Annotated in this window: 19 protein-coding genes; 9 read left to right on the top strand and 10 right to left on the bottom strand. The window is 67.9% G+C overall.

The features are described 5' to 3' along the window. The first annotated feature begins 17 nt into the window (after positions 1-17). Complete coding sequence (locus M8R19_RS31190) at positions 18-479, top strand: thioesterase family protein (RefSeq protein ID WP_043273825.1); 462 nt, start codon at positions 18-20, stop codon at positions 477-479. A gap of 63 nt (positions 480-542) precedes the next feature. Beyond that, complete coding sequence (gene choX / locus M8R19_RS31195; RefSeq protein ID WP_249919908.1) at positions 543-1,484, top strand: choline ABC transporter substrate-binding protein; 942 nt, start codon at positions 543-545, stop codon at positions 1,482-1,484. A 157-nt stretch (positions 1,485-1,641) separates the two neighbouring features. Here the strand turns inward: choX and M8R19_RS31200 are convergent, their stop codons facing one another. Both M8R19_RS31200 and M8R19_RS31205 read right to left on the bottom strand, forming a co-directional pair. Continuing rightward, a complete protein-coding gene (locus M8R19_RS31200; RefSeq protein ID WP_249919909.1) occupies positions 1,642-2,814 on the bottom strand; it encodes an IS4 family transposase in 1,173 nt (390 codons plus the stop codon). A 263-nt stretch (positions 2,815-3,077) separates the two neighbouring features. Continuing rightward, the gene (locus M8R19_RS31205; protein ID WP_249919910.1) at positions 3,078-4,112 is read right to left on the bottom strand and encodes an ABC transporter substrate-binding protein; all 1,035 of its coding nucleotides are present in this window, start codon (positions 4,110-4,112) and stop codon (positions 3,078-3,080) included. Positions 4,113-4,336: 224 nt separating this feature from the next. Between M8R19_RS31205 and M8R19_RS31210 the strand changes: the two genes are divergently transcribed. Then, positions 4,337-5,812, top strand: coding sequence for a PucR family transcriptional regulator (locus M8R19_RS31210; protein WP_249919911.1), 1,476 nt, complete (start codon positions 4,337-4,339; stop codon positions 5,810-5,812). On the opposite strand, the gene M8R19_RS31215 is transcribed toward M8R19_RS31210, so the two are convergent. The 6 genes from M8R19_RS31215 to M8R19_RS31240 all read right to left on the bottom strand — a co-directional run bounded on the left by M8R19_RS31215 (position 5,802) and on the right by M8R19_RS31240 (position 16,212). After that, on the bottom strand, positions 5,802-6,146 hold the full coding sequence (locus M8R19_RS31215) for a cupin domain-containing protein (RefSeq protein ID WP_009620142.1): 345 nt from the start codon (positions 6,144-6,146) through the stop codon (positions 5,802-5,804). The genes M8R19_RS31210 and M8R19_RS31215 overlap by 11 nt on opposite strands. Positions 6,147-6,165: 19 nt before the next feature. After that, entirely contained in the window at positions 6,166-7,551 is a 1,386-nt protein-coding gene (locus M8R19_RS31220; protein WP_249919912.1) for an NAD(P)/FAD-dependent oxidoreductase, read from the bottom strand. 266 nt (positions 7,552-7,817) lie between these two features. Beyond that, positions 7,818-9,563, bottom strand: a complete 1,746-nt coding sequence (locus M8R19_RS31225) for a ShlB/FhaC/HecB family hemolysin secretion/activation protein (protein ID WP_249919913.1) — start codon at positions 9,561-9,563, stop codon at positions 7,818-7,820. 2 nt (positions 9,564-9,565) lie between these two features. Beyond that, on the bottom strand, positions 9,566-13,522 hold the full coding sequence (locus M8R19_RS31230) for an MBG domain-containing protein (protein WP_249919914.1): 3,957 nt from the start codon (positions 13,520-13,522) through the stop codon (positions 9,566-9,568). 101 nt (positions 13,523-13,623) lie between these two features. Beyond that, the gene (locus tag M8R19_RS31235; RefSeq protein WP_249919915.1) at positions 13,624-15,264 is read right to left on the bottom strand and encodes a response regulator; all 1,641 of its coding nucleotides are present in this window, start codon (positions 15,262-15,264) and stop codon (positions 13,624-13,626) included. Positions 15,265-15,303: 39 nt separating this feature from the next. Continuing rightward, positions 15,304-16,212, bottom strand: coding sequence for a LysR family transcriptional regulator (locus M8R19_RS31240; RefSeq protein WP_074984521.1), 909 nt, complete (start codon positions 16,210-16,212; stop codon positions 15,304-15,306). A gap of 142 nt (positions 16,213-16,354) precedes the next feature. On the opposite strand from M8R19_RS31240, the gene M8R19_RS31245 reads away from it, so the two are divergent. The 4 genes from M8R19_RS31245 (at position 16,355) to M8R19_RS31260 (ending at position 19,502) form a co-directional block, all read left to right on the top strand. Next, positions 16,355-17,383 carry an alpha/beta hydrolase gene (locus M8R19_RS31245; RefSeq protein WP_249919916.1) on the top strand — a complete coding sequence of 343 codons (1,029 nt, stop codon included), beginning with the start codon at positions 16,355-16,357 and terminating at the stop codon, positions 17,381-17,383. A gap of 137 nt (positions 17,384-17,520) precedes the next feature. After that, positions 17,521-17,874, top strand: coding sequence for a cyclophilin-like fold protein (locus M8R19_RS31250; RefSeq protein WP_249919917.1), 354 nt, complete (start codon positions 17,521-17,523; stop codon positions 17,872-17,874). 164 nt (positions 17,875-18,038) lie between these two features. Next, entirely contained in the window at positions 18,039-19,169 is a 1,131-nt protein-coding gene (locus M8R19_RS31255; RefSeq protein WP_249920256.1) for an MFS transporter, read from the top strand. A gap of 123 nt (positions 19,170-19,292) precedes the next feature. Continuing rightward, positions 19,293-19,502, top strand: coding sequence for a DUF6434 domain-containing protein (locus tag M8R19_RS31260; protein ID WP_249919918.1), 210 nt, complete (start codon positions 19,293-19,295; stop codon positions 19,500-19,502). Positions 19,503-19,520: 18 nt separating this feature from the next. Here M8R19_RS31260 and M8R19_RS31265 read toward each other — a convergent pair whose 3' ends face one another. Then, on the bottom strand, positions 19,521-19,742 hold the full coding sequence (locus M8R19_RS31265) for a DUF1654 domain-containing protein (protein ID WP_058489475.1): 222 nt from the start codon (positions 19,740-19,742) through the stop codon (positions 19,521-19,523). A 636-nt stretch (positions 19,743-20,378) separates the two neighbouring features. Here M8R19_RS31265 and M8R19_RS31270 point away from each other — a divergent pair. Then, complete coding sequence (locus tag M8R19_RS31270) at positions 20,379-21,161, top strand: alpha/beta fold hydrolase (RefSeq protein ID WP_074984528.1); 783 nt, start codon at positions 20,379-20,381, stop codon at positions 21,159-21,161. Positions 21,162-21,353: 192 nt separating this feature from the next. Then, complete coding sequence (locus tag M8R19_RS31275; protein WP_249919919.1) at positions 21,354-22,004, top strand: cell wall hydrolase; 651 nt, start codon at positions 21,354-21,356, stop codon at positions 22,002-22,004. Positions 22,005-22,461: 457 nt separating this feature from the next. On the opposite strand, the gene M8R19_RS31280 is transcribed toward M8R19_RS31275, so the two are convergent. After that, positions 22,462-24,636: a TonB-dependent siderophore receptor gene (locus tag M8R19_RS31280; RefSeq protein WP_074984533.1), complete on the bottom strand. Its 2,175-nt coding sequence runs from the start codon at positions 24,634-24,636 to the stop codon at positions 22,462-22,464. Positions 24,637-25,016 lie beyond the last annotated feature (380 nt).

The following is a 25,016-nucleotide window of genomic DNA, read 5'->3' on the forward strand; positions in this document are numbered from 1 at the left end:
CAAGAGCAGGACACGCCATGCTGACCTATCGAACGCCCGTGCTGCGCGAATGGATCGACTACAACGAGCACCTGCGCGACGCTTTCTACTTCCTCATCTTCAGCTACGCCACCGATGCGCTGATGGCGCGCATCGGCCTGGACGCGGCGGGCCGGGCCGACACCGGGCACACCCTGTTCACCCTCGAAGCGCACATCAACTACCTGGCCCAGGCGAAGCTGCACGAGGCGCTGGAAGTGCGCACGTCGTTCATCGACCGCGACCTCAAGCGCCTGCACATCGTGCACAACCTCTACCGCGAGGGCGCGGCCGAGCCCCTGGCCGTCAGCGAGCAGATGCTGATGAACATCGACAGCCGAACCGGCAGGTCCAGTGCCTTCGCCGGGGCGGTGGATTCGCGGATTTCCGAGCTTTTCCGGCAGTTCCAGGGGGCCCGGCACCCCGGCTATTGCGGGAAGACCATCGGCATACGCCGGTGAGGCGGGCCTGCCCTGCGCAGGCGCAACCCACAAAAACAAAACCTTGCCTTGAGGATTCTCCCGATGAAAGCTGCATCCCTGCTGTTCCTGGGCGCCCTGGCCGTTCTCCCCGCCGCGGCGCAGGCCGCCGAGCCCGCGCAGTGCCAACTGGTCAGGATGTCCGACCCCGGCTGGACCGACATCCAGTCCACCACCGCCATCGCCAACACCCTGCTCAAGGGCCTGGGCTACAAGACCAAGGTGACCCTGCTGGGGGTGCCGCTGACCTACAAGGCGCTGGCCGAAGGCAAGAACATGGACGTGTTCCTCGGCACCTGGATCCCGACCATGGAGCCGGATCTCAAGCCCTACCGCGACGCCGGCAGGATCGACATCGTCCGCGTCAACCTCAAGCACGCCAAGTACACCCTGGCGGTGCCGGAGGAGCTCTGGAACCGCGGGCTGAAGGACTTCGCGGACATCCCGAAATTCAAGGATGAACTCAACGGCAAGATCTACGGCCTGGAGCCGGGCGACGGCGGCAACAACGCCGTGCTCAAGGCCATCGAGCAGAACGCCTTCGGCCTCAAGGACGCCGGCTTCAACGTGGTGGCGTCCAGCGAGTCGGGCATGCTGTCCCAGGTCGACCGGGCCATCCGCAGGAAGAACGCGATCCTCTTCCTGGGCTGGGAACCGCACCCGATGAACACCCGCTTCAGGATCCGCTTCCTCACCGGCGGCGACGCCTTCTTCGGCCCGGACTTCGGCGACGCCACCGTCTACACCAGCACCCGCAAGGGCTACGTGGACGAATGCCCGAACGTGGGGCAACTGCTGAAGAACCTCAGCTTCACCCTGGACATGGAGAACACCATCATGGGCTCCATCCTGGATGACAAGATGGAACCCGAGGACGCGGCGAAAGCCTGGCTGAAGAAGAACCCGCAGATGCTGGAGCCGTGGTTGAAGGATGTGGCGACCGTCGATGGGCGGCCGGGGTTGGAAGCGGTCAGGGGGAGTTTGTAGGGGGAAGTGGTGTTGTGCCCGAAGAGCGCCCTCTCCCCAACCCTCTCCCGCAAGCGGGAGAGGGGGCTGTTCGGAGTTGGGGCGAACCCTGAGTCATCCTGAAGCGCCTAACCTCACCCCGTCATTCCCGCGTTCGCGCACTGCTGTCCGGCACGCCTCATGCTATTAACAGTTGCCCCTGACGCAGGTTGATCTCGCGTATTCGCTCTTGCCGTCGTCGGTAACGTTCAGCCTCCAGGCCAGGACGCTGAAACAGCGTCGCCTGTACCTCCACCATCAGCATCCACAGGCTCTGCTGCGTTCCCGTTCTGCGTTGGTAAAGACTCAGCAGCAAATAGCTGATCAGCGCACAGAGAATCTGGATGCGCACGGCATTCTCGCTACGGCCCAGGAAACGCCTGACCTTCAGGTGTTGCTTGATCCATTTGAAAAACAGCTCGATCCGCCAGCGATCCCGGTAGCGCTCGGCGATTTCTGCCGCCGGGCTACTCAGGTCGTTGGTCGCCAGGCTCAGAGGTGGCTCATCGCCTGGGCGGTTCACCAGGATCCGCCGCAGGGGCTGGGTGTAGTGATTACGCCGCCGGCCACCTGGGTTGCGGTTGGAGAAGCTCACCTCTTCGTCTCGCAGGATCGTTTCCCGGTCTTGCTGGGGGACTTCGCGCAAGGCCAGGACCTTGAGCTGCACATTGGACTTGAATCGTGTGACGAAGCGGGCCTTCTGGGCATCCAGGCTCGCCCACCAGTTGAAGTCGTAATAACCCTTGTCAAACACGTAGGTGGCCTGCGGTTCGATGTTCAGCCTCCTGCCTTCATCAACGTCGTTGACGTTGGCTGCGCTGAAGCTGCAGTGCACGGGCGCAGCCGCCTGCTCGGCATACAGCACATGGACTTTCAGCCCCTGGGAGCGGGTTCGATTGGACAGCGTCCATTCGTCGAAACCAGGGCCCTTGAGGGGGATCGTGGTGGAATCCAGCAGGTACAGCAGTTCTTTCCCGTCACGGCGTAACTGCCGGCAGACGCCCGCCATCAGGTAGTGCGCTGCCTGGGCGAAGACCTCGGTATTACGGCGTTCGTTGGCGTCGGCCAGGGTGGAACGCCGGATCGGGCCTGTACCCAGGTGATAGTGCTGATGGGGATGGCTGTTGAAGCTGGTTTCAAGCGCCCGCAGGCTGCTCACGCCGGCCAGTTGGGCATACACCATGGCGACCAGGTGATCCCAACTGCCAAAGCGCTTGCTGTGCTTGTCGGCGTTTTGTTCGGCGACCAGTCGATCGAAGACGCCGCGAGGCAGCGCTTTTAGAACATCGTGAAAACGGCTTATCCTGAACATCTTGCGGGGGCTGTGAGGTTGAGTTGGCGCTCAACGGTTTAACCCGTGCCTTCAGCCCCCGCAAGCCCTCCAGACTTTCCCCGATAAATATTCCGGACAGTAGTGCGCGTTCGCGGGAATGACGAGGGGGAGATAGGCGTGGAAGGATAACGCCTGACCGATACGTCGCTCAGGACGGCCCCCTCTCCCTTCAGGGAGAGGGCTGGGGAGAGGGAGCCAAGGCCAGGATGTAAACACCCCCGCCAAACCAACACACCAAACGATCAGCGCGCCGCCCAGGCATTGAACCGCTGCTGCAGCTGCTCCCCATGATCCGCCCAGAACGCCGCATCCATCGCCAGCTGCTTGCCCAGGTTATCCGGCGCGCTGGGAAGGTCCCGGCTCTGCGCAGGCGCTATCTGCGCCGCAGCCTCGAGGTTCACCGGCCCATAGGCGATGTGGTCGGAATAGGCCTTCTGCTGCGGCTCCTGCAGCGCGAACCGGATGAACTTGCGTCCTTCCTCGGCGTGCTTGGCGCCCTTGGGAATGGCGTAGGACTCGATGTCGTAGATGCCGCCGTTCCACACCACCTTCAGGTTGCTTTCGTTCTGCACGGCGGAGATGCGCCCGTTGTACGCGGCGCTCATCACCACGTCGCCGGAGACCAGGTACTGCGGCGGCTGCGCGCCGGCTTCCCACCACTGGATGTACGGCTTGATCTCGTCGAGCTTGCGGAAGGCGCGGTCCTGGCCTTCCTTGGTGGCGAGCACGGCGTAGATGTCCTTGTACGGCACGCCGTCGGCCATCAGCGCGTACTCAAGGGTGTACATCGGGCCCTTGCGCAGCCCGCGCTTGCCCGGGTACTTCTTCACGTCCCAGAAGTCGGCCCAGCCGGTGGGCGCGGTCTTGAGCTTGTCGGCGTTGTAGGCCAGCACCGTGGACCAGACGAAGATGCCCGCGCCGCAGGTGTTGAGCGCGCCCTTGACCAGCTTGGGCGCCAGGGCGGCGATGGCCGGGTCGTCGCCGATCTCCTCCAGCAGCCCCTCGTCGCAGGCGCGCAGCAGTTCCGGCGTTTCCAGCTCCACCACGTCCCAGGAGACGCTGCCGGTGTCGACCTGGATCTTGACCTTGGCCATTTCGCCGTTGAATTCGTCGGCAATGATCCGGCTGCCGGTCTGCGCGCTGTAGGGCTGGTAGTAGGCCTGCTGCTGCGCGTTCTTGTTCGCCCCGCCCTGGGAGGCCACGGTGAGGTCGGCCAGGGCGTGGGTGGAAAGACAAGCGATGGAAACGGCGATGACGCTGCTCAGAGACTTTGGCATTGTTATGGGCTCCGATGAGTCGAGGGAATGTCCGGTGAGGGCAATGGGCCGGGGCGCTGGACTGCGCGCGGCCTGACCTCCAGTTTCCCCAGGGCCCGGGCGCGGCGACATCAGACAGATTTACAATTCGCCAGCAGCTGGTTCATACCTTTGTATGGATTCAACGGCCCGGGGCCGATGCGATCCTCTGTTTCGCTGCTGCGAACCCACCTGCCGGAGGCGCCGTGCCGATTTCGATTCAGGACATCCTCGATGACAACGCGCTGTCCACGCGCCTGGTCAGCGGCGCCAGCCATGTCGGGCGGCTGCTGCGCTGGGCGCATGTCTGCGAGCTGCCCGACCCCTCGCAATGGCTGGGCGAGGGCGAGCTGCTGATGACCACCGGCCTGGGCATTCCCGCCGATGCCGCGGCGCAGCGCAAGTACATCGAGCGGCTGGCCAGGGCCCGGGTGGCGGGGCTGATGATCGGCGAGAACATGCACGCGCCCAGCGACATGGAAGCGCTGTTCGATACCGCCATGCAGCTGGATTTCCCGCTGCTGCTGACGCACAGCTCGGTGCCGTTCTCGGCGGTCGCCCGGGCGATCATCGACGCCAGCAAGCAGGAGGAGCAGGAACGCCGCAGCGCGGTGGCGCGCATCTACGAAAGCGCGCGCATGGGCCTGCGCCACGTCGGCGTGGAGTTCCTGCTGCAACGCCTGGCGGCGGACTTGCGCACCCAGCTTTACCTGTTCGACGCCGCCTCGCTGGAGCCCTGGCATGCGGGCCTGGCGCCGCTGCCGGCGCACTGGCGGGCGGCCCTGGGCAAGCGTGCGAACACCACCACCACGGTGACCCGTCATTCGACGGAGGAGGGCGACGCCCTGGTCATGGCGCTGCCTTCGGTGCCGGCCTGCAAGATTCTCGCGTGCGGCGGCGGCCTGGTCGACTACGGCCTGCTGCACCATGTGACGGCGGTGCTGGGCATCGAGCTGGAGCGCCAGCAGGTCGAACATGAGCGCCTGTTGCGCCAGGGCTGGGAGCTGCTGGATGACCTGTTGCAGCAGCGCCTGAGCGAGCGGCCCGCCCACGAGCGCCTGGGCGCCCTGGGCTACCCCGTCGGCCAGGCGGTCTTCGCCGTCGCCCGTTGCCAGGCGGACTTGCCCGAGCGCTGGTCGCAGCGGCTGCACTTGCAGGGCGTGGCGTTATTGTCGCGTGTGCAGGGCGAGGAACTGATCCTGCTGCTGGCCTCGGACGCGGCGGCGGAGCAGGTCCAGCAGGTGCTCGGTTGCCCGCTGGGGTTGTCCAACCCGCTGGGGCATTCGGGCCGCACCCCGGAGGCGCTGCGCGAGGCGCGCCTGGCCCTGGCGCATACCTCGGCCGGCCGCCAGGTCGCCCACTACGGGCGGGCCTCCGGCGAGCTGCTGTGGCTGCCGTCCAGCCTGGAGGAAGCCCTGCTGGTCTACCGCCGCGCCCTGGGCGCCCTGGCCGATTACGACCAGCAGCAGGGCGCGCAGCTGCAGCACACGCTGCAGGTGTTCCTCGAACAGAACCGCTCCTGGCAGAAGACCGCCGAGCGGCTCAACGTGCACCGCCAGACACTGGTCTACCGCATCCGCCGCATCGAGGAGATCACCGGCCTCTCGCTGGACTCCACCGAGGACGTCGCCGTGCTGTGGATCGCCCTGCGCGCGGCGGACATCGCCGGCCTCAAGGCATGATCACGAAGCTCTTGCGCAGGGTTTCGCGAATGTCCCAGGTGCCGTGACAGTTCGCCGGGAACAGGATGGCGTCGCCGGCGCGCAGCTCGATGGGCTCGCCCTCGTCGGGGATGAAGAAGCCGTGGCCGCTGATGAAGTGGCTGAACTCGCGCTCCATGACCTGGCGGCGGAAGCGCCCCGGCGTGCATTCCCACACGCCGGTCAGCAGGCCGCCCTGGCCTTCGGCGGCGTAGGTGGCGGCCTCGGCCACCGGCGTGCCGACCGGCGCCTTGGCCGGCACGCCGGCGGGCAGCGGGAAGCGGGCGGTATCGGGCAGATGGATCAGGTGCTGCATCGAAGGTCTCCTTGCCTGTTCAGGCGCTCTTGTCTTCCAGGCCCACGGGGGCGAACTTGCTCAGCCTGAGGTCGAGCCAGGACGGCTTGCGGTTCTGCGCCTCCTGCTCCTCCTTGCGCTGCACCGCGCCGCGCACCAGCAGGCCGCCGAAGTAGCGGATGGGCTCCGGCGGGAAGCTCTTGGGCCGGCGCCCCACCAGGCCGCAGCGGCTCCACTCGTCGTTGCGCCCCAGCACCAGGCTGGCGAGGATGCGCCCGCCCAGGCGGCTGGGGCCGACGCCATTGCCGCTCCAGCCGATGCCATAGAAGATGTGCGGCGCGCCTTCCAGGTGGCCGAACACCGGCATGCTGTCGTAGGTGCGGTCGATGGGGCCGCACCAGGCGTGGCTGATGGCCTCGTCGGCGAGGTCGGGGTAGGTGCGGCGGAAGTCTTTCTCGGTCTCTTCGCTCAGCCGCGGGTTGTCGTCGAAGCTGGCGTCGATGCGGCTGGCGTAGTTGATCATGCCGGTGCCCTTGCCGAAGGCGATGCGGCCGTCCTGCGTGGTGCGGTAGAAGTCCACCATCAGCTGCGAATCGGTGATCGACTCGCCGCCGGTCCAGCCGATCTGTTCCAGGCGCTGGGGGATCGGGTGGGTCGCCACTATGGTGCTGGTGACCGGCAGGACGACGCGGCTGAGTTCGGGGATCTGCGCGGCCCAGGCATTGGTGGCCAGCACCACGCGCCGCGCCGTGACCGAGCCCGAGGGCGTGCGCAGCACCGCCGGTTCGCTGCGCTGGATGTCGTCCACGGGCGTGTTCTCGAAGATCCGCACGCCTTTCTCCAGCGCCACCCGGCGCAGGCCGCGGGCGAGGCGGGCGGGCTGCACGGTGGCGTTGCTGGCCTCGATCACGCCTTCCAGGTGCTGGCGCGAGCCGGCGCGGCGCTGCACTTCGTTGTCCGGCAGCGAGCGGAAGACCTGCTCGCCCAGGCTTTCGCAGGTGCGCTGCACGCCTTTCCAGGCGCCGCGCTGGGCGTCGCTGGTGGCGGTCCACAGCCAGCCGCCGCGGCGGAAGTGCGCGTCGATGCCGTGCTGCGCGCAGAATTCGCCGATCTCGCCGATGTTCGCTTCCGAGGCGCGGGCCAGGCGCAGGGCTTCTTCCTTGCCGCACTGCGCCACCAGCGAGCTGATCTTCGGCCACCAGGACATCACGAAGCCGCCGTTGCGCCCCGAGGCGCCGCCGCCGCAGATGTCGCGCTCGAGGATCACGATCCGGCACTGCGGTTCGAGCTCCAGCAGGCGCAGCGCCGTCCATAGCCCGACGAAGCCGCCGCCGATGATGGCGACGTCGACGCTGAGGTCCTCCCGCAGGGGCGCGGTCGGGGTGAGTTCGTCGGCAATTTCCTGGAGCCAGAGGGAGCGTTTCATGGCGAGAGCCCATGGGTTGTTGTTTCCCATAATCTCGCCGAGCAGCGCCGGCGCCACCCATCGTGCATTTCTAACGATTGGGCGGCGGGTTTTCATACAAACATACGAACCCGGCGCTGAGGCCAGGGTGCCCCGGCCACGGCGCTCTTCGCAGGATGGGGTGAGCGAAACCCATGTGGCCGTGGCGATGGGTATCGCTTCGCTCCACCCATCCTGCGTTGCCCGTCCTCACTCGCCGGAACCCTGGAGGCTCCGGCGCGGCGGGTTCAGAACAGCTTGAGGAAGTTGAGGTAGAAGCGCGGCGCCTTGCCGTTGTCGTCGTCCAGTTCTTCGGCCGAGACCTTGCGCGTCAGCGGGAAGGCCAGCTCGGGCGACACGTACATGTCCTTGAACACCTGCAGGTGGGCGCCGACGCCGGCCGAGGACAGGCTTTCGGCGCTGACCCAGCTCGGCTCCTCGTTCCATACCTTGCCGAAGTCCCAGAAGGCGTAGTACTGCGTGGGCACCTCGTGGTCCCTGAAGGTGTGCAGGCGGTTGTACTGCAGCTCGACCTTGCCGGCGAAGCCCTTGTCGCCGGTGATTTCCGACGGGTCGTAGCCGCGGCCGAACTCGCTGCCGCCCACGCCGAACTGCTCGGGGCTGAGCAGCGGCTGGCCGAAGGAGGTCTGCGCGGTCATCGCCAGGTACAGGTTGAGGCCGTCCATGATCTTCGACAGGTCCTGCAGGCGCTGGGCATCCACCTGCAGCTTGGTGAAGTCGGTCTCGCCGCCCTCGCGCGAGGGGTTGGCGCGGTTTTCGCTGCTGGCGCCCATGATCTTCAGGCCGCGGCTCAGCTCCGCCTTGACCAGGTTCTTGCCGCCGTAGCCGTCGAAGAAGTCGTAGCTGGCGCCCAGGCGCAGGGCGCGGATGCGGTCGTCGCTGGAGGGCGGGCTGTGCGGGTCGTCGAGGTACTCGGACTTGCCGTTGAACCAGGTGAAGGCCGCCGAGGTCTTGAAGGTCTCGTCGCGTTGGCGGATCCACGGCCGGGTGACGCGCACGGCGAAGGTGTCGCCGGAGCTGTTGGCGTCGAGGAAGGAGTAGGTGTCGGCGTGGCCGTCGTTGTGCTGGGCGAGGAAGCTGAGCACGTCGCCGCGGCTGCCGACCGGGACTTCGTACTGGCCTTCGAAGAAGGTCATCTTGTCGCCTTCCACCGACTTGCCGGCGCGCACGCCCAGGTGGTCGCCGTGGCCGGTCAGGTCGTTGACGCCCACGCCGCCGTACACCTGCCAGGGGCCGAAGTAGCGGCTGTCGCGGTTGTCGAAGCCGAAGAAGCCCTCGTACTTGCGCTGACTGTTCTCCACCAGCAGGTCGGTGCCCTCGGCGGCCGGCGAGGGGCTGAAGGTGCCGCGGCTCTGGTTGCCGGACACGTCGTTCATCAGCAGCAGGTTGCGTTCCAGCGTGGCGCTCGTCACCGGCACCTCTTTGCGGATGTTGCCGGCGTAGCTTTCCAGGGCCTTGTTGCTCGGCCCCTGGAAGGTCACCTGGTTGATCCGTCCCTCGAAGACGTGGATGACCAGGTTGCCGTTCTCCAGGCGTTGCTCGGGCACGTAGGCCTTGGCCAGGAGGAAGCCGGCGCGGCGATAGCGTTGGGTGATGATGTCGGCCACGGCGTTCGCTTCGGGCAGCGACACCCTGTTGCCCTCCAGGCGCGCGAGCAGCGGCGCGAAGGTGGCGGGCGGGTAGCTGGTCACGCCGGTGAGGGTGACCTTGGTGACCTTGAAGCGGGTCTCGCCGCCGGGCAGCGCGGTCATCTCGGCGGGAACCTCCTCCGCGCTCGGGGTGACCACCGTGTCCGGCAATTGCAGCGTGGCGGCCATTTCGGTCGGCGCGTTGCGGTGCCCGGAGGCGTCCGGCACTTCGACCCGCCCGGGGTTGAGCTGGCCGAGCGGGGCGGCCTGCAGCGCGCCGGCGGCGAACAGGCCGGAGCAGACGGCCAGGGCGAGGATGCTCAGTTTCGACGGAAGCGGTTTCATGGCTATTTCCCTCCCTTCTGGCCGGCCTTCAGGTCGTGCGGGATTACGCTGCGGTTCCAGTCGGGGGCGACGAACTGGCCGTCCTTGATCAGGCTGTTGGCGTAGGTCAGCACGTCGCGGATGTCCGGCGTGGTGCTGGTCTTGCCGCCGTAGGCGCGGGGTTTACAGATCAGTTGCACGGCGTAGGTGCGGATCACCGCCGGCGATACCGAGTAGTTGGCCGAGACCGCCGAGGGCGATTCCAGCGCGGTGCAGCGGGTGTTGCCGGGGGCCTGGGCGGTCAGGGGCACGGCCACCGCTTCCCGCCCGGGGGCGGGCGGCGGCGTCACTGGCTCCAGCGGCCCGGTGATGGTCAGGGCGCCGTCGCGGAATACCACGCTGTAGTTGCTGCCGGCGCTGAACGCCTGGTCCTGGCCGATGGCGTAGCTGCCGGGTTCCTCGCCCGGCGCGCGGCGCAGCGAGCCCTGGGCGATAGTGGCCGGGTCGCCGTTCTTCAGCCCGTTGACCGAGTGGGTCAGGCGCGGGTCGGCGCTGCCCTGGACCTTGCTCTTGTCGTCGGCAGTCACCACCAGTTGCGCCGGGGTGATCCGCAGGGTGCCGTCCTTGAACACCAGGGTGTAGTTGGCGCTGGCCAGGCCCAGGTCGCCCTGGCCGATGGCGTAGCCCTGGGGCCGGACGTTCTCGCCCTGCTGGCGCTGCAGGCTGCCACCATTGAGCACGCCAGCGGCGCTGTCGCCGTTCTTCAGGCCGTTGACCGAGTAGCTGAGGCCGGGGTCGGCGTCGCCGTAGACCTTGCTCTTGTCCTGGGCCGTGACCGTGAGGGCGGCGGGGGTGATCTGCAGCTTGCCGTCGACGAACTTCAGTGTGTAGTTGCCGCCCAGGCCGCTGTTCAGGCCCAGGTTGCCCTGCTGGATTCCGTACTGGCCGACGTTCTCGCCGGCGACCCGGCCGAGATTGCCCTGCAGTAGGTCGGCGCCGTTCTGGCCGAGCTTGGCGCCGGACACGCCGTAGTCGAGCGCCGGGTCGGCGTCGCCGTAGACCTTGCTCTTGTCGTTGGCGGTGACCGTGAGTTCGGCCGGGGTGACCTTCAGGTTGCCGTCGGCGAGTTGGGTTTCGTAGCGCCGGGCGACGAATTCGCCGGGGTCGACCTGGCCCTTGATGGCGTAGTCGCCGACGTTGGATTGCGGGGTCGCCGCGGTGCTGTAGCTGGTGCCGGGCTGGAAGCGGTCCTGCCCCAGCTGGCGGTCGACGAAGTCGTCCAGCGCCTTGACGTTCTTCGAGTTGTCGCTGGCGTCGGCGGCCAACCCCAGGGACGAGCTGGAGAAGGTCGGGTTGGCCTCGCCGTATTCGCGACTGGCGTCGTTGACCTTGCCTTGCACCTGGGCTTTCTGCGCCTGCAACTGCACGCCGTTGGCGCTGTTGTCCGTGGTGTTCATGAACTGCACGCGAGCCGCTTCGTGGGCGCCGTTTTCGTTGAACAGCCAGGAGAAGGTGGTGTCGACGGCCTTGGTCTTGCCGCCCAGGTCGACCACCATCTGCTCGGAAGCGCCGGTGTTCTTGTTGTGCTGGATCTCGTCGGTGATGGAGGCGCCGGGGGCGTCGTCGAACTGGCGCACGCCCCAGCCCTGGTCGACGCCCTGGGCGTTGCGGTAGGCCACCACCTGGCCCGGGTAGGCGTCGAAGGACAGCCCCGGCGGCAGTTCGTCGGTCTCCACTCCGTCCTTCAGCACCTTGACCTTGGTGGCCTTGCTGGCGTCGGCGGACAGTATCCAGACGCTGCCGGCGGCGTCGGTGAACTTCATCTGCCTGACCAGGTAGTCGGAGCTGTCGTTGGCGCTGACGTTGACCGGCTTGCCGTTGGCGTCGACGTACTGGATGGCGTCGAACACCAGGTAGTCGAAGGGCTGGTCGTCGTAGCCCAGGGTGGCCTGGCGCTCGCCGCTGGAGGCGTTGCTGATGACCAGTTGCTCGCCGATCTTGCGGATGGTCTGCGCGCTGACGCCGTCCATGCTTTCCGGCATGCCGCCGCTGACGCTGTAGGGCGAGGCGACCTTGCCGGTGGCGACCTTGCCGTCGGCGCTGGTCTGGTTGTAGTGGAACACGCCGTTGCTGGCCTTGCCGGCCAGGGTGCCGGCGGAGTTCAGCGGGCTGTCGAGCAGCACGCTGGCGCCCTGCACGGCGAGCTTGTCGGCGATCAGCGCGGTATTGGCGTCCTGGATCACCGAGGCGGTGTTGGCGGTCTTGATCCAGATGGTGCCCTTGCCGACGTCGAGGATCGCGCGGTTCAGGTAGGCGTCGTCGCCGCTCATGTTGCCGGCGTTGTCCCTGAGCAGCACGTCGCCGGTGGCGACGATCACCAGGTGGCCGTTCTTCAGCAGGATGGGCGCGTTGATGTACACCGAGCCGCTGTCGTTGCGCTTGGCATCGGCGAAGGGGTCGCCGCTGTCCTTGTACTCGGACACCGCGCCGACGTTGCCGGTGGAGAACAGGCGCAGGGCGTAGTAGCCGTTGGCATTGCTGCCGATGCTCTGCGCGATGATCGCCGAGTTGACGTTGATGCGGCCGCTGGCGCTGATGTCCACGTCGTTGGTCTTCAGGCCGTTGACGATGGCGCTGGCGGCCACGGTGCCGCTGCCCACGTCGCCGCCATTGGCCTCGATGTCCACCGTGTCCGGGTCGAGCAGCCATTTGCCCGAGGCCTTGCCGCCGCCGGCGTCGACCTGGGCCTCCGGGGCCACGGTCAACTGCCGGCCGGAGGTTTCCACCACACCGCCGCGTTCGCCGCCCCTGGCGCTGGCGTTGCCGGCGAAGTGGGTGGTGCCGTCGCTCCAGACCACCACCTGGCCGCCGTCGGTCCTGCCATCGGCCCTGAGCTGCGCGCCCTTGGCCACGCTGGTGGACTTCGCCGCCGGCTCCGGCCCCTGGCCCTGGTAGCTGCCGCCGACCAGCACCTTGCCGCCGGCGCCCTGGCTGCCGGAGGCGTCGATCCTGGCGCCGGCGGCGAGGTTCACCGCGTCGCCCAGCACCTTCACGCTGCCGCCGCTGGCGCCCTTGGCGCTCAGTTGGCCGCTGACGTTGGTCTGCGCCGCGTTGCCCAGGACGATGCTGCCGCCTTGCTCGCTCACCGAGTCGGCGGCCACCTTGCCGCCGAGGTTGATCACCGAGTCCAGGTGCCTGGCCGCGCGCTCGGCGCTCATGGCCACCACGCCGTTGCCGACGTCGATCTCGCCGCTGTTGTGCACGCCGCCGGTGACGTCGGCGTTGACGCTGTCCTTGTCACCCGGGGTGCCCTGGACGGCGATGTTCATCAGCCCGTCGCCATGGAAGTCGAGGGTCGCGCGCGGGCCGGTGGCCAGTTGCACGCTGCCCTTGCGCGCCTGGATGACGCCGTGGTTCTCCACCTGGGCGCCGAGCAGGGCGACCATGCCGTTGTCGTGCACGGTGATGCGCCCGTGGTTGCTGACCAGGCCCTTGAGCTGCAGGTCCAGCTTGCCGCTGCGGGTGAACTCCTTGGCCTGCTCGTCGCTGAGGAAGCCGGCGCTGGCCACCAGGGCGCTGGCGGAGATGCGCGAGTTCGGGCCGAGCCAGATGCCGTTGGGGTTGACCAGGATCAGCTGGCCGTTGGAGGTGACGGCGCCATAGATCTTCGACGGATCGCTGCCGATCACCCGGTTGAGGGTCACCGAGCGGCCGTCGGGCTGGCGGAAGGTGATGCTGTTGTCCGGGCCGACGTTGAAGCGCTGCCAGTCGATGGCGGTGCGCGCGCTGGCGGTGTTCACCTCCATGTTCGGCCCGTTCCGGGTGATGCTGGCCTGGCCGCCGACCACCTGGCCGTCCTCGGGCAGGGCGTCGGCCTGGGCCTGCAGCGACAGGCCGGCCGAGGCCAGGGCTATCGCGACGCAGAGCGTGTGCAGCGGCAGAGGGGAGGGGCCGCGGTTCCCCGAATGGCGATGTTTCATCGCTTGTCTCCTAGGAAATTTGCTAGGAGAAAGCTTTGGGGAATTCCCTGCGGGGATTAATCAGGCGCGCCACGAAAGGCTTGTAGTGCGTCCCTGAGACGTCAGGGCTGCCGTGCGCTGCGGGGTAGTTCCAGATGCAGTTCGACGTGCAGCTTCGCGCCGTTCTGCTCATGGACCTGCAGGCTGCCGCCGAGCAGGCCGGCCAGCGTCTCGGCCAGCACCAGGGCTGCGACGAAGGGGGGCGCGCATGCCGGCAACGCCCCGGCCCGCAGCGAAAGCCGCCACTGCAGGCGGGCGCCGGAGACCTCGATGGCTTTCGCCGCCAGGTCGACCTGGCCGGCGCCCAGGCTCTGCGCATACAGGAGCAGGGCGCCGACCAGCTGGCGGTAGCGCTGCGCGTCCACCCAGGCCCAGGGCTGCGTCCCAGCCTTCTGCAAGCGGCAAGCCGGCGCTGCGGGGGTGGCGAGGGCCTGCTCGGTCAAGGCATCCAGATCGGCCCGGCTGGGCATGGGCGTCATCTGGCCCAGTTCCAGGCGGGCCAGGTCGGTCAGCAGCTCGATGTCGCCGCGCAACCGGGCCAGGCCCTGGGCGAGGGCGTCGTCCTGGCCGGGCTGCTGCAGCGCCGCCAGCTCGCGCAGGGCCTGTTCGCCGAAGTCGACCAGGTAGCGTCCGCGCCGGGTGCGGATGCTGCGGACCTGCTCCAGGCTGTCGCGCAGCATCTGGATCTCCTGGTCCTGCTCGCCGATGTCGACGGCCGAGCAGAGCATGCCGATGAACCCGCCATCCTCGCCGCTGACGGGGATGCCGCCCTGCTTGAACACGTGGCGCACGCCGTTGATGTGGACCACGCACACCGTCATGTACGGGATCCTGGCCTGCACCGCGGCCTGGAAGGTCTTGCGCACGTACTCCAGGTGCTCGGCGTCCACCACCCCCAGCTCGCTGATGGTGCTGCCCGCGACCTGGTCATGGCTGAGGCCGGTCAGCCGGAGAAAGGCCGCGTTCGCCGCCAGCACGCGGCCTTCGCCGTCGCGCAGGCTCAGCGGGTAGGGGACGCGGTCGATGAGGCTGTCGAAAGGCTGCCGGGCGCCTCCGGGCGCGGGCGTGTCGACCGGGCGCTCCACCAGCCCGTGCTGCGCGGCGACCTGGATCAGCTCGACCAGCGAATTGGTATTGGTCTTCTCCAGCAGCCGGGCCTTGTAGGTGCTGACGGTGCGGTCGCTGATCGCCAGCTCGGCGGCGATGTCCTTGACCCGGTAGCCGTCGGCCAGGTAGTGCAGGACGGTGATTTCCCGCGGCGTCAGCACTTCGGCCTGGGCCGTGCCCTGGGCCGCCGTGCCGATGGGCTCCGGGCGCAGGGCGCCGACCTTGAAGAAGGTCCGCCCGGCCAGCACCGCCGACACCGCTTCCAGCAGCGGGGCCCGGGTGTCGGACTTGGCGACGAAGCCGGCGGCGCCGCACTCCACGCATGCGTGCTCGTAGACGTCCGCCGGCAGGTCGGTGAACACCAGCACCTGGGTACCTTCCTGGCGGGCGCGGATGCGGCGGATCACGTCCAGCCCGCCGAGGCGCGGCACCTTGAGGTCGAGCACGACCAGCTCCGGCGCCAGCCGCCGGCACAGGTCCAGGCCGTCGATGCCATTGTCGGCCGCGCCGACGACCTGGTGGCCCTGGCTTTCCAGCAGGGCCCTGGCGCCCACGCAGGTGATGGGGTGGTTGTCGATGATGATGATGCGGCTCATCCCTCTGCCCGCCGTGCGATCGGGTTCCGGAAGGATAGTTCAGGCGCGCTTGCCCGGAAGCCGCACCCGCAGCGCGTCCACCACCAGGGAAAAGGCTGGGGAGGGCTGTCGACGACTCGGGTAGTACAGGTGGTAGCCGGAGAAGGGCGGGCACCAGTCTTCCAGCACGCGCCGCAGGCGCCCTTCGGCGAGGTGCGGGGCGAACTCTTCCTCCGGCAGGTAGGCGATGCCCATCCCGCCCACGGCGGCCTCGGCGATGTGGGTGGTGGTGTTGAAGACCAGTTGGCCGTCGACGCGGACCTTCAGCTTCTGGCCGCGCCGCTCGAATTCCCAGGCGTCCAGCCCGCCGTAGGTGGGGAAGCGGATGTTGATGCAGCGATGGGCCACCAGGTCCCGCGGCGTCTTCGGGATGGGGTGCTGCGCGAAGTACGCCGGCGCGGCGACCACCGCCATGCGCAGCTCGGGGCCGATGGGCACCGCAATCATGTCCTGGTCCACTGTCTCGCTGAAGCGCACGCCGGCGTCGAAGCGGTCGGCGACTATGTCGCGGAAGCCGTAGTTGACGTCCAGTTCCAGCTTGATGTCCGGGTATTCCCGCAGCAGCGGCATCAGCTTCGGCAGCAGGGTGGTCCTGATGACGTGGTCGCCGCAGGTGATGCGCACCGTGCCCGCCGGCTTGTCGCGCAGTTCGGTGAGGGCGTCCAGCTCCGCCTCGATCTCGTCGAAGCGGTAGCCGATCGCCTGGAACAGGCGTTCGCCGGCGCTGGTCAGGGACACGCTGCGGGTGGTGCGGGTGAGCAGGCGGATTTTCAGCCGCGCCTCCAGGGCCGAGACCACCTGGCTGACCGCCGACTGGCTGACGCCCAGGCGGGCGGCGGCGCGGGTGAAGCTGCCCTCGCGGGCGACCGTGACGAACGCCTGCAGATCGTTGAGGTTGTGCCTGGCCATGGCCGCTCGCTCTGATTGATTAGCAGGGATTATAGGGATATTCAGGATTCATTAGCTAATAAGCGGCTCCCGCTTTCGCGACAATGCCCGCACCCCGCCGGCTCATCCCGTGCCGCCGGGGTCCTTCAACAAGGCAGGACCCATGAAAAGACTCTTCCTGATGCTTGGCCTCCTGCTCGGTTCCTTCACTGCCATGGGAGCGGACATGTCTCGCGGTGCCGACAACTTCTACCAAAGCGACAAGGTGACCGTGCAGAAGGTCACCTTCCTGAACCAGTACCGCATGCGGGTCGCGGGCAATCTGTTCCTGCCCAAGGGGCTGGACACCAGCGCCAGGCACCCGGCGATCATAGTCGGGCACCCCATGGGCGCGGTGAAGGAGCAGAGCGCCAACCTCTACGCCACGCGGATGGCCGAGCAGGGCTTCGTCGCCCTGTCCCTGGACCTGTCGTTCTGGGGCGAGAGCGAAGGGCAGCCGCGCAACGCCGTGGCGCCGGACATCTACGCCGAAGACTTCAGCGCGGCGGTGGACTACCTGGGCACCCGGCCCTTCGTCGAGCGCGGGCGCATCGGCGTGATCGGCATCTGCGGCAGCGGCAGCTTCGCCATCAGCGCCGCGAAGATCGACCCGCGCCTGAGGGCCATCGCCACGGTCAGCATGTATGACATGGGCGGCGCCAACCGCAACGGGCTGAGACATTCGCTCAGCCTCGAACAGCGCAGGCAGGTGCTGGAACAGGCCGCCGAGCAGCGCTACGTCGAATTCACCGGCGGCGACACGGCCTACACCAGCGGGACGGTACACAAGCTGACCGACGCTTCCACGCCTATCGAGCGGGAGTTCTACGATTTCTACCGCACCCCGCGGGGCGAGTTCACGCCCCAGGGGCAGTCGCCGGAGCTCACCACGCACCCGACGCTCACCAGCAACGTCAAGTTCATGAACTTCTACCCGTTCGACGACATCCAGACCATCTCGCCGCGGCCGATGCTGTTCATCACCGGCGGGGATGCCCACTCGCGGGAGTTCAGCGAAGAGGCCTACCGGCTTGCCGGAGAGCCCAAGGAACTCTACGTGGTGCCGGGCGCGGGCCACGTCGACCTCTACGACAGGGTCGAGCTGATTCCCTTCGACAAGCTGGTGGGGTTCTTCCGCGCGGCGCTGAACTGACGGGCCCCGGGATGCCCGACCTCGACCCTGGTATCCGCCGCAGCGTGCGGCTGTTGCTGGCTGCCTCTTGCCTGGCGCTCATGGCGTGCCTGCCGGGCGGCTCGGCGGCCTCGCCCCTGCAACCGAAGGAGGCCGCCATGAAGATCCGCATCCACGTCGACGACCAGGTCGTCGACGCCACGCTCTACGACAACCCCGCCGCGCGGGATTTCGCGGCACTGCTGCCGTTGTCGCTGACGCTGGAGGACTACGCGGTCATCGAGCGGATCGCCGACCTGCCGGGCAAGCTGTCCACGGTGCAGGCGCCCGCGGGCATGACGCCGCAGGCTGGCGACATCACCTACTACGCCCCCTGGGGCAACCTGGCGATCTTCGTCAAGGGCCGGTCCTACGCCTCGGGCCTGCTGCCGCTGGGCCGGGTGGATGCCGGCCTGCCCGCGCTGCAGCGCCGCGGGCCGCTGCAGGTGCGGATCGAACCCGTCCAGGACTGACGCCCTCATTTTCCCCTTGCCGCGTGCGTCCGGACGGACCTGCGCGGCAACCTCTGACGAACCGGTAATCCATGACGACCAACCTATGCGACGCCCCTGTGGGCGATACCCGATGCCGACAGGCTGCCGGGCGCGAGCCCGCCTTCTGGGGCGGCGTGCTGGCCATGACGCTGTGCGTCTTCGCCCTGATCGCCTCGGAGTTCATGCCCGTCAGCCTGCTCACGCCCATGGCGGCGGACCTGCGGGTGAGCGAAGGCATGGCCGGGCAGGGCATCGCCATCTCCGGCGCCTTCGCCGTGGTCACCAGCCTGTTCATCTCGACGCTGGCCGGCAGCCTGAACCGCAAGACGCTGCTGCTGGGGCTGACCGGGGTGATGGCGCTGTCCGGCGCGGTCATCGCCCTGGCGCCGAACTACTTCACCTACATGCTCGGCCGCGCGCTCATCGGCATCGTCGTCGGCGGCTTCTGGTCCCTGTCGGCGGCCACGGCCATGCGTCTGGTGCCGGTGAGCCAGGTGCCGCGCGCCCTGGCCATCTTCAACGGCGGCAACGCCCTGGCCACGGTGGTGGCCGCGCCCCTGGGCAGCTACCTGGGGGCCGTCATCGGCTGGCGCGGCGCCTTCTTCTGCCTGGTGCCGGTGGCGCTGCTCGCCTTCGCCTGGCAGTGGATCAGCCTGCCGTCCATGCCCGTCGAAGGCCGCAGGGCTGGTGTGGGCAACATCTTCACGCTGCTGCGGCGGCCGGTGGCGGCCCTGGGCATGCTGGGCGCGAGCCTGTTCTTCATGGGCCAGTTCACCCTGTTCACCTACGTGCGGCCGTTCCTGGAAACGGTAACGGGGACGGGCGTCTCCAGCCTCTCGCTGATCCTGCTGGCCATGGGCGTCACCGGCTTCATCGGCACCAGCCTCATCGGCCTGGTGCTCAAGCGCGGCTTCTACCCGACGCTGGTCGCCATCCCCATGCTGATGGCCGCCATCGCCCTGGCGCTGATCGTTTTCGGCGGAAGTGAAGCCGTGGTCGTCGTGCTGCTCGGGCTCTGGGGGCTGCTCGCCACCGCCGCGCCGGTCGGCTGGTGGGGCTGGGTGGCCAGGACCTTCCCCCGCGACGCGGAGGCCGGCGGCGGGCTGCTGGTGGCTGTGGTGCAACTGGCCATCGCCTTGGGTTCGACGGTGGGCGGCCTGCTCTTCGACGGCAGCGGCTATCGCAGCACCTTTGCGGCCAGTGCCGCACTGTTGCTGGCCGCGGCTGCGCTGGCCTGGCTGACGTCCCGCTCGGATGTGGAGCAGGACGCCTGAGCCATGGACGCCGCCGCCCGTAGCCGGCGGCTGTGCGTTTCGCAACGGCGGCATGGACCCTGGTCGGCCACGCCGCATCCTGTCAGGCTGACCCCCTCCATGCCGCAACCAGGGAGTGGTCCCATGCGCTTCGATTGGCACAGCCAACCGATCACCCGGCAAACCCCGGTCGATCCGGGCTACCGCAACACCCAGAACGTCCGCCGCTTCCTGCGCGAGCAGTGCGGCGAGGGCTTCCGTTTCGACCGCGCCTTCATGGCCTGGATACGCAGCGGCGCCCCGGCGACCATGGGCGATATGGTGGACGAGTGGCTGCGGCTGCACGGCCCGTAGGGACGCGTTCGCCCCGGCTCAGTCCAGCCAGCTGTGCCAGGCCAGGCGTACCGCGCCGTCGCGCAGCGGCAGCACGGTGAGGTTGTCCGCGCCGCGCAGTTCCATCAGCACCCGTTCCCAGGCCTTGGCGTCGTCGCCGGGGATGCGCTGCAGGGTCAGGCCGGGGCGCTGGCGGGCGTCGTGGGCGGCGATCTGGGCGTTAACCCGGGCGGCGAGCTGCTGGTAGGTATCGGCGTGCATGGTGTCCCCCTGGCGTCTGGGAAGTGGCTGATTGGCCCTGTGGAAAATACTGTATGTGCATACAGTATCTCTGTAAAGCCTCTCCGACGATGAGAAGATGATCGGCATGGGGGCGCAGGGCTGTCCCTGGTGTCGTCGTCCTGTTCTGGCAAAGACGGCCACGCTTGCCCTGCGAGCCGCCATGGGGGCTGCCGTCGGATTCGAAAGCCGTTGCTGGCGCCCTAGCGGTGGCCCAGGTCCATGATGATGATGAGAGCCGCCACGGCGATGATCAGCAGGATGAAAAAGGTATTCATGGCCCGCGCCTCCCCGGTAAGAGCTGAACCGTCGAGGGTGCCCGTTCGCAGGCGTTCACAAAGTCTTGCCCGGCGGTCAGGCGTGGCGGCCCATGGCGTCGCGTGGCCGTTGCGCTTGGCCGACGGAGCCGCTGCCCCGCCTCTGCGCCGCGTGGCCGGGGGATCGACTACTGGGCAGGGCAGGGCATGTTCATCAGTATCGACCCGCCTGTGGTTCCCTCGTCGGCCGTATGTCGCCGGGCTTGCATTCCGGCCGCCGCCGGCCTAAAAGCGAATCCCTTCAGCGTGCCGCCGCCCCGCCGGGCGGTGGCCGGCCACCGGAGCAGCAGAGGAAGCCCCCATGACAGCGGTCAGCACCCGCGAACACTGGATCGACACGCCGCACGGCCGGCTCTTCGCCCGGCGCTGGACGCCGAGTGGGGGCGGCGCCGCGGCGCCCATCGTGCTGTTCCACGACTCCCTGGGCTGCGTGGCGCTGTGGCGCGAATTCCCCGAGCAACTGGCGCGGGCCAGCGGGCGTGAGGTGATCGCCTACGACCGCCTGGGCTTCGGCCAGTCCGACGCCCATCCGGGGACGCTGGCGCGGGGCTTCGTCGAGGACGAGGCGCGGCAGGGCTTCGCCGCGTTGCGCGAACAACTGGGCTTCGAGCGCTTCGTCGCCTTCGGCCACAGCGTTGGCGGCGGCATGGCGGTGGGCTGCGCCGCAGCCTTCGGCGCGGCTTGCGAGGCGTTGGTGCTGGAGTCGGCCCAGGCCTTCGTCGAAGACCGCACCCTGGAAGGCATCCGCGCCGCCGAGCGCGACTTCGCCCGGCCGGGCGAACTGGAACGCCTGGCGAAATACCACGGCGACAAGGCGCACTGGGTATTGCGGGCCTGGGTGGATACCTGGCTGTCCGATGCCTTCGGCGACTGGAACCTGGATGACCAGCTGGCGCGCCTGCAGTGCCCGTTGCTGTGCCTGCACGGCGAGCAGGACGAGTTCGGCTCGGCCCGCCACCCCGAGCGTTTCGTCGCCCGCGCCGCCGGGCCCGCCACCATGAAGCTGCTGGCGGACTGCGGCCATGTTCCGCACCGGCAGAAGGCCGCCGAGGTGCTGGCGCAGGTGTGCGCCTTCCTGGGCTGAGCGAGGCCGGCGAGAACCGTGCCAGAGCCCTCGCGGACACCTGCCGTTGCGTTACAGGCCGCGCCAGCCGTGGGCTGTGGCGGAATAAATATGAATGATCCACCAGCGCGGCGGTCTACAGAACCGAGCGAAGCCGGTCGGCAGCGCCGCGAACAGGCGTGGCGCGCCAGGTGCCGGCGAGTGAGGTCGATCATGCGCTGGACAGTCCGGGTAGCGTGCATCGTCGCCTTGCTGTTCGGCGCCCCGGCATTCGCCGGGCCGCTCGGGCAGAAGGCCGCGGTGGCGGAGAACAAGGCCGAGGTGCTCGAGGAGCAGGCGGCCGAGCAGGGGGCGACCGGCACGGCCGCCCAGGTCAGGCCCATCACCCGCAGCGAGGCCCGCGCCGTGGACCCGGCCGGGGAGGCGCCGCTGGACGACGCCATCACCTGCCTGGCCCGCTCCGTCTATTGGGAGGCCAAGGGCGCATCGCGCGGGGACATGGAGGCGGTGGCCAACGTGGTGATGAACCGGGTGGCCAGCAAGGACTTCCCCGATACCGTCTGCGCCGTGGTCAAGCAGGGTTCGGAGAGCAGGAGCTGCCAGTTCTCCTGGTGGTGCGATGGCCGCCCCGACCAGGTGGTGGAGGAAAAGCGCTACGACCTGGCCCGCGACATAGCGCGCAAGGCGCTCAACCGCCAGTTGCCCGATCGCACCGACGGCGCGCTGTACTTCCACGACCGCCACGTCAGGCCGTCCTGGGCGAGGACCTACCTGAGGACGGCGCGGACCGAGCATTTCCTGTTCTACAAACCGCGCCAGGGCGGCGAGCCGATAGCCCGCAGCGGGGCGGGACGGCGGCCGTGAGCGGGAGCGGCGGTCTTGCCGGGGGGCGGGGTTTGTCTGCGATAGCCGGAGGTTCCGCTGCGGATCGCGGATAAGATCCGCTCCTACGGGGAGGGACGGTGCAAGGGGCAAACCGTAGGAGCGGATTCATCCGCGATCCGGCCGGCAGGCCGGCGTGTATCGGTGACCGCGGACGGAGTCTCATACCCCTGCCATTCCCATGTAGGAGCGCGCCCTGCGCGCGATTCGCGGGCAGGGCCCGCTCCTACAGGGAGGGTGCAAGGGGTTGGCCGGCGTGTATTGGTGATCGTGGATTAAGGTACGAACGGGCACGGCTTCTCGTAGGAGCGAGCTTGCTCGCGAACAAGCCCCGTAGCGGAGTCTGTTCGCGAGCAAGAACTAGGCGTCCCCCTCGATCCTACGAAGAGCACCTCGGCGCAGCCTGCAAGGCAGTTGCTCCTACGGTGCTCCAGGGGCGTTACATGGAGTACTTGACGCTGAACATCAGGTTGCGCGGCTCGCCGTAGTTCAGGTTGCCGAAGCTGATGCCGCTGTAATAGTACTTGTCGAAGATGTTGTTGAAGTTGACGCGGGTGTCGATGTTCTCGCTGACCCGGTAGCCGAGCATGGCGTCGACCACGGTGTAGCCGCCCTGCTGGAAGCCGGTGGTGGTGTCCTCGGTCTGGCTCTGGGTGGTCAGGTTGCCGCCCACGCGCCATTTGTGCAGGTCGCCCGGCAGGTTGTAGGTGGTGGCCAGCTTGAACAGGTGGCGCGGCTTGCTCGGGTCGAAGGGCTTGCCGACGTTGGATTCGTCGGCGTCATGCTTGTACTTCGCGTCGACGTAGGTGTAGCCCACCATCGCCTGCCAGCCTTGGCTCAGCTCGCCGCTCAGTTCCATGTCCACGCCCTGGCTGCGGACCTTGCCGGAGGCGCGCTGGCAGTAGTCGAAGGAGCTGGGGTTGGCCGGGCACGGGTTGGGGCTGCTGGTGTCGTCGGTGGCGCGGTTTTCCTGGTCCACCTGGAACAGCGCGATCTGCGAGTTCAGCGCGCCGCCGAAGTGCTCGCCCTTCAGGCCGATCTCGTAGTTCTTGCCGGTGATGGGGGTGAGTACGTTGCCGGTGGCGTCCAGCGTGTCCTGGGGCTTGAAGATGTCGGTGTAGCTGGCGTAGACCGAGTAGGTGTCGTTGAGGTCGTAGATCACCCCGGCGTAGCGGGTGACCTTGCGGGTGACCTTGAAGACGTCGGTGTCGCCGTGGGCGTCGGCCTCGTACCAGTCCAGGCGGCCGCCGAGAATGACCTTGAGCGGGTCGGCGATGTTCAGCCGGGTGGTGACGTAGGTGCCTTTCTGCTCCTGGTCGAGCTTCATGCCCCAGAGGTTCATGTCGATGTTCGGCTTGAGGGTCGAGGCCGGGTCCCACTGCGTCGGGTCCATCGCGCCCAGCGGCGTGCCGTCCTTCTTGAACAGGTCGCCCCAGCCGCCGTGGCCGTCGAAGCGCTCCTGGCGATAGCTGGCGCCCACCACCAGTTCGTGCTCGCGGCCCAGCAGCTGGAAGGGGCCGTTGGCGAAGGCGTCGTAGCTTTCGTGGTCGTCTGTGTAGTCGTACTTGCCGGCGCCCTGGGTCATGGTCGGGCAGTCCTGGGTGTAGTAGCAGCTGTTGTACAGGCCGAGCATGTTGATGCGCGCCCACAGCTTGTCGGCCGCCAGCTTCATCTGCCAGCCGTTGTCGAAGCGGTGGGTCAGGTCGCTGAACAGGTGCGTGGTCTTGGTATCCCAGTAGGACCAGTCGGCGCCGTAGTAGTCGGAGCGCTTCAGGTCCAGGTGGCGGCCGCCCAGCGGGGCGGGCAGGCCCACCCAGTTGTCGTTGCGGTTGTCGTCCTGATAGGAGGCGCCGATGGCCAGGGTGGTGTCCGGGCTCAGGTCGGCCTCGGTGATGCCGTAGAGCACGCCGCGCTCGCTGCTGACGTAGTCCTGGAAGCTGTCCTTGGTCTGGTAGGCCATCACGGCGCGGCCGCGCAGGGTGCCTTCGCTGTTCAGCGGGCCGGAGACGTCGGCTTCGCTGCGGTAGCGGTCCCAGGTGCCGGCGCTGCCTTCCAGGCTCATGTGGAAGTCCTGGGTGGGGCGCTTGCGCACCATGTTGATGGCCGCCGCCGGGTTGCCGGCGCCCTGCATCAGGCCGGTGGCGCCGCGCACCACTTCGACGCGGTCGAACATCGCGAGGTCCGCCGCGGAGATCACGTCCTGGGTGTAGGTGGAGATGCTGGTGGGCAGGCCGTCGTACATGATGTTGTCGACGTCGAAGCCGCGCGAGGCGTAGCTCACCCGCGCCGGGCCGTACTGCTGGACGGTCAGGCCGGTGACGCCCTTCACCGCGTCGTTGAGGTCGTTCATGCCCTGGTCGTCCATGCGCTGGCGGGTCACCACGCTGACCGACTGCGGCGTCTCGCGGATCGACATGGGGATCTTGGTCGAGGTGCGCATGGCCTTGGTGGTGTAGGAGCCGCTGCCTTCGGTGGTGGCGGCTGCGGCGGGGTCCTGGGTACCGAGCACCTCGGTGGCGCCCAGGTCCACACGGTCATCCTTGGCCGCGGCCTGGATGGCCAGGGGGAGGGCGGAGAGGCTTAGCAACAGGGCGCTGGATACTACTTGTCTCATTTTGCAGGGTCCTGGTCGGATGTAAGCCGCATGAGGCCGTGGCAGAGGCCGGCTGCGATTCTTGTTTACGTAGGAAATCGGAGAGGGATTTCTCCGTCGGCAAAATGGTAAGGAAAGGTAAATATGTTGTAAATAAAAACAATTAGCATTTACAAACAATCACCGAGGTGGCCTTGAGGGACGGTTGTTTCCAAGGAGGGATCATCGCGGACGGAGTCCGCTCCTACGGTTCCGGGGGAGTACGGACGTAGGAGCGACTGTCTTGCAGGCCGCGCCGGGGCGCTCTTCGTAGGATCGAGGGGGACGCCTAGTTCTTGCTCGCGAACCGCATGGCATCGCGCTTGTTCGCGAGCAAGCTCGCTCCTACGAGAAGCCGTGCC

The sequence above is a fragment of the Pseudomonas sp. R3.Fl genome (assembly GCF_023516765.1).
Lineage (GTDB): Bacteria > Pseudomonadota > Gammaproteobacteria > Pseudomonadales > Pseudomonadaceae > Pseudomonas > Pseudomonas citronellolis.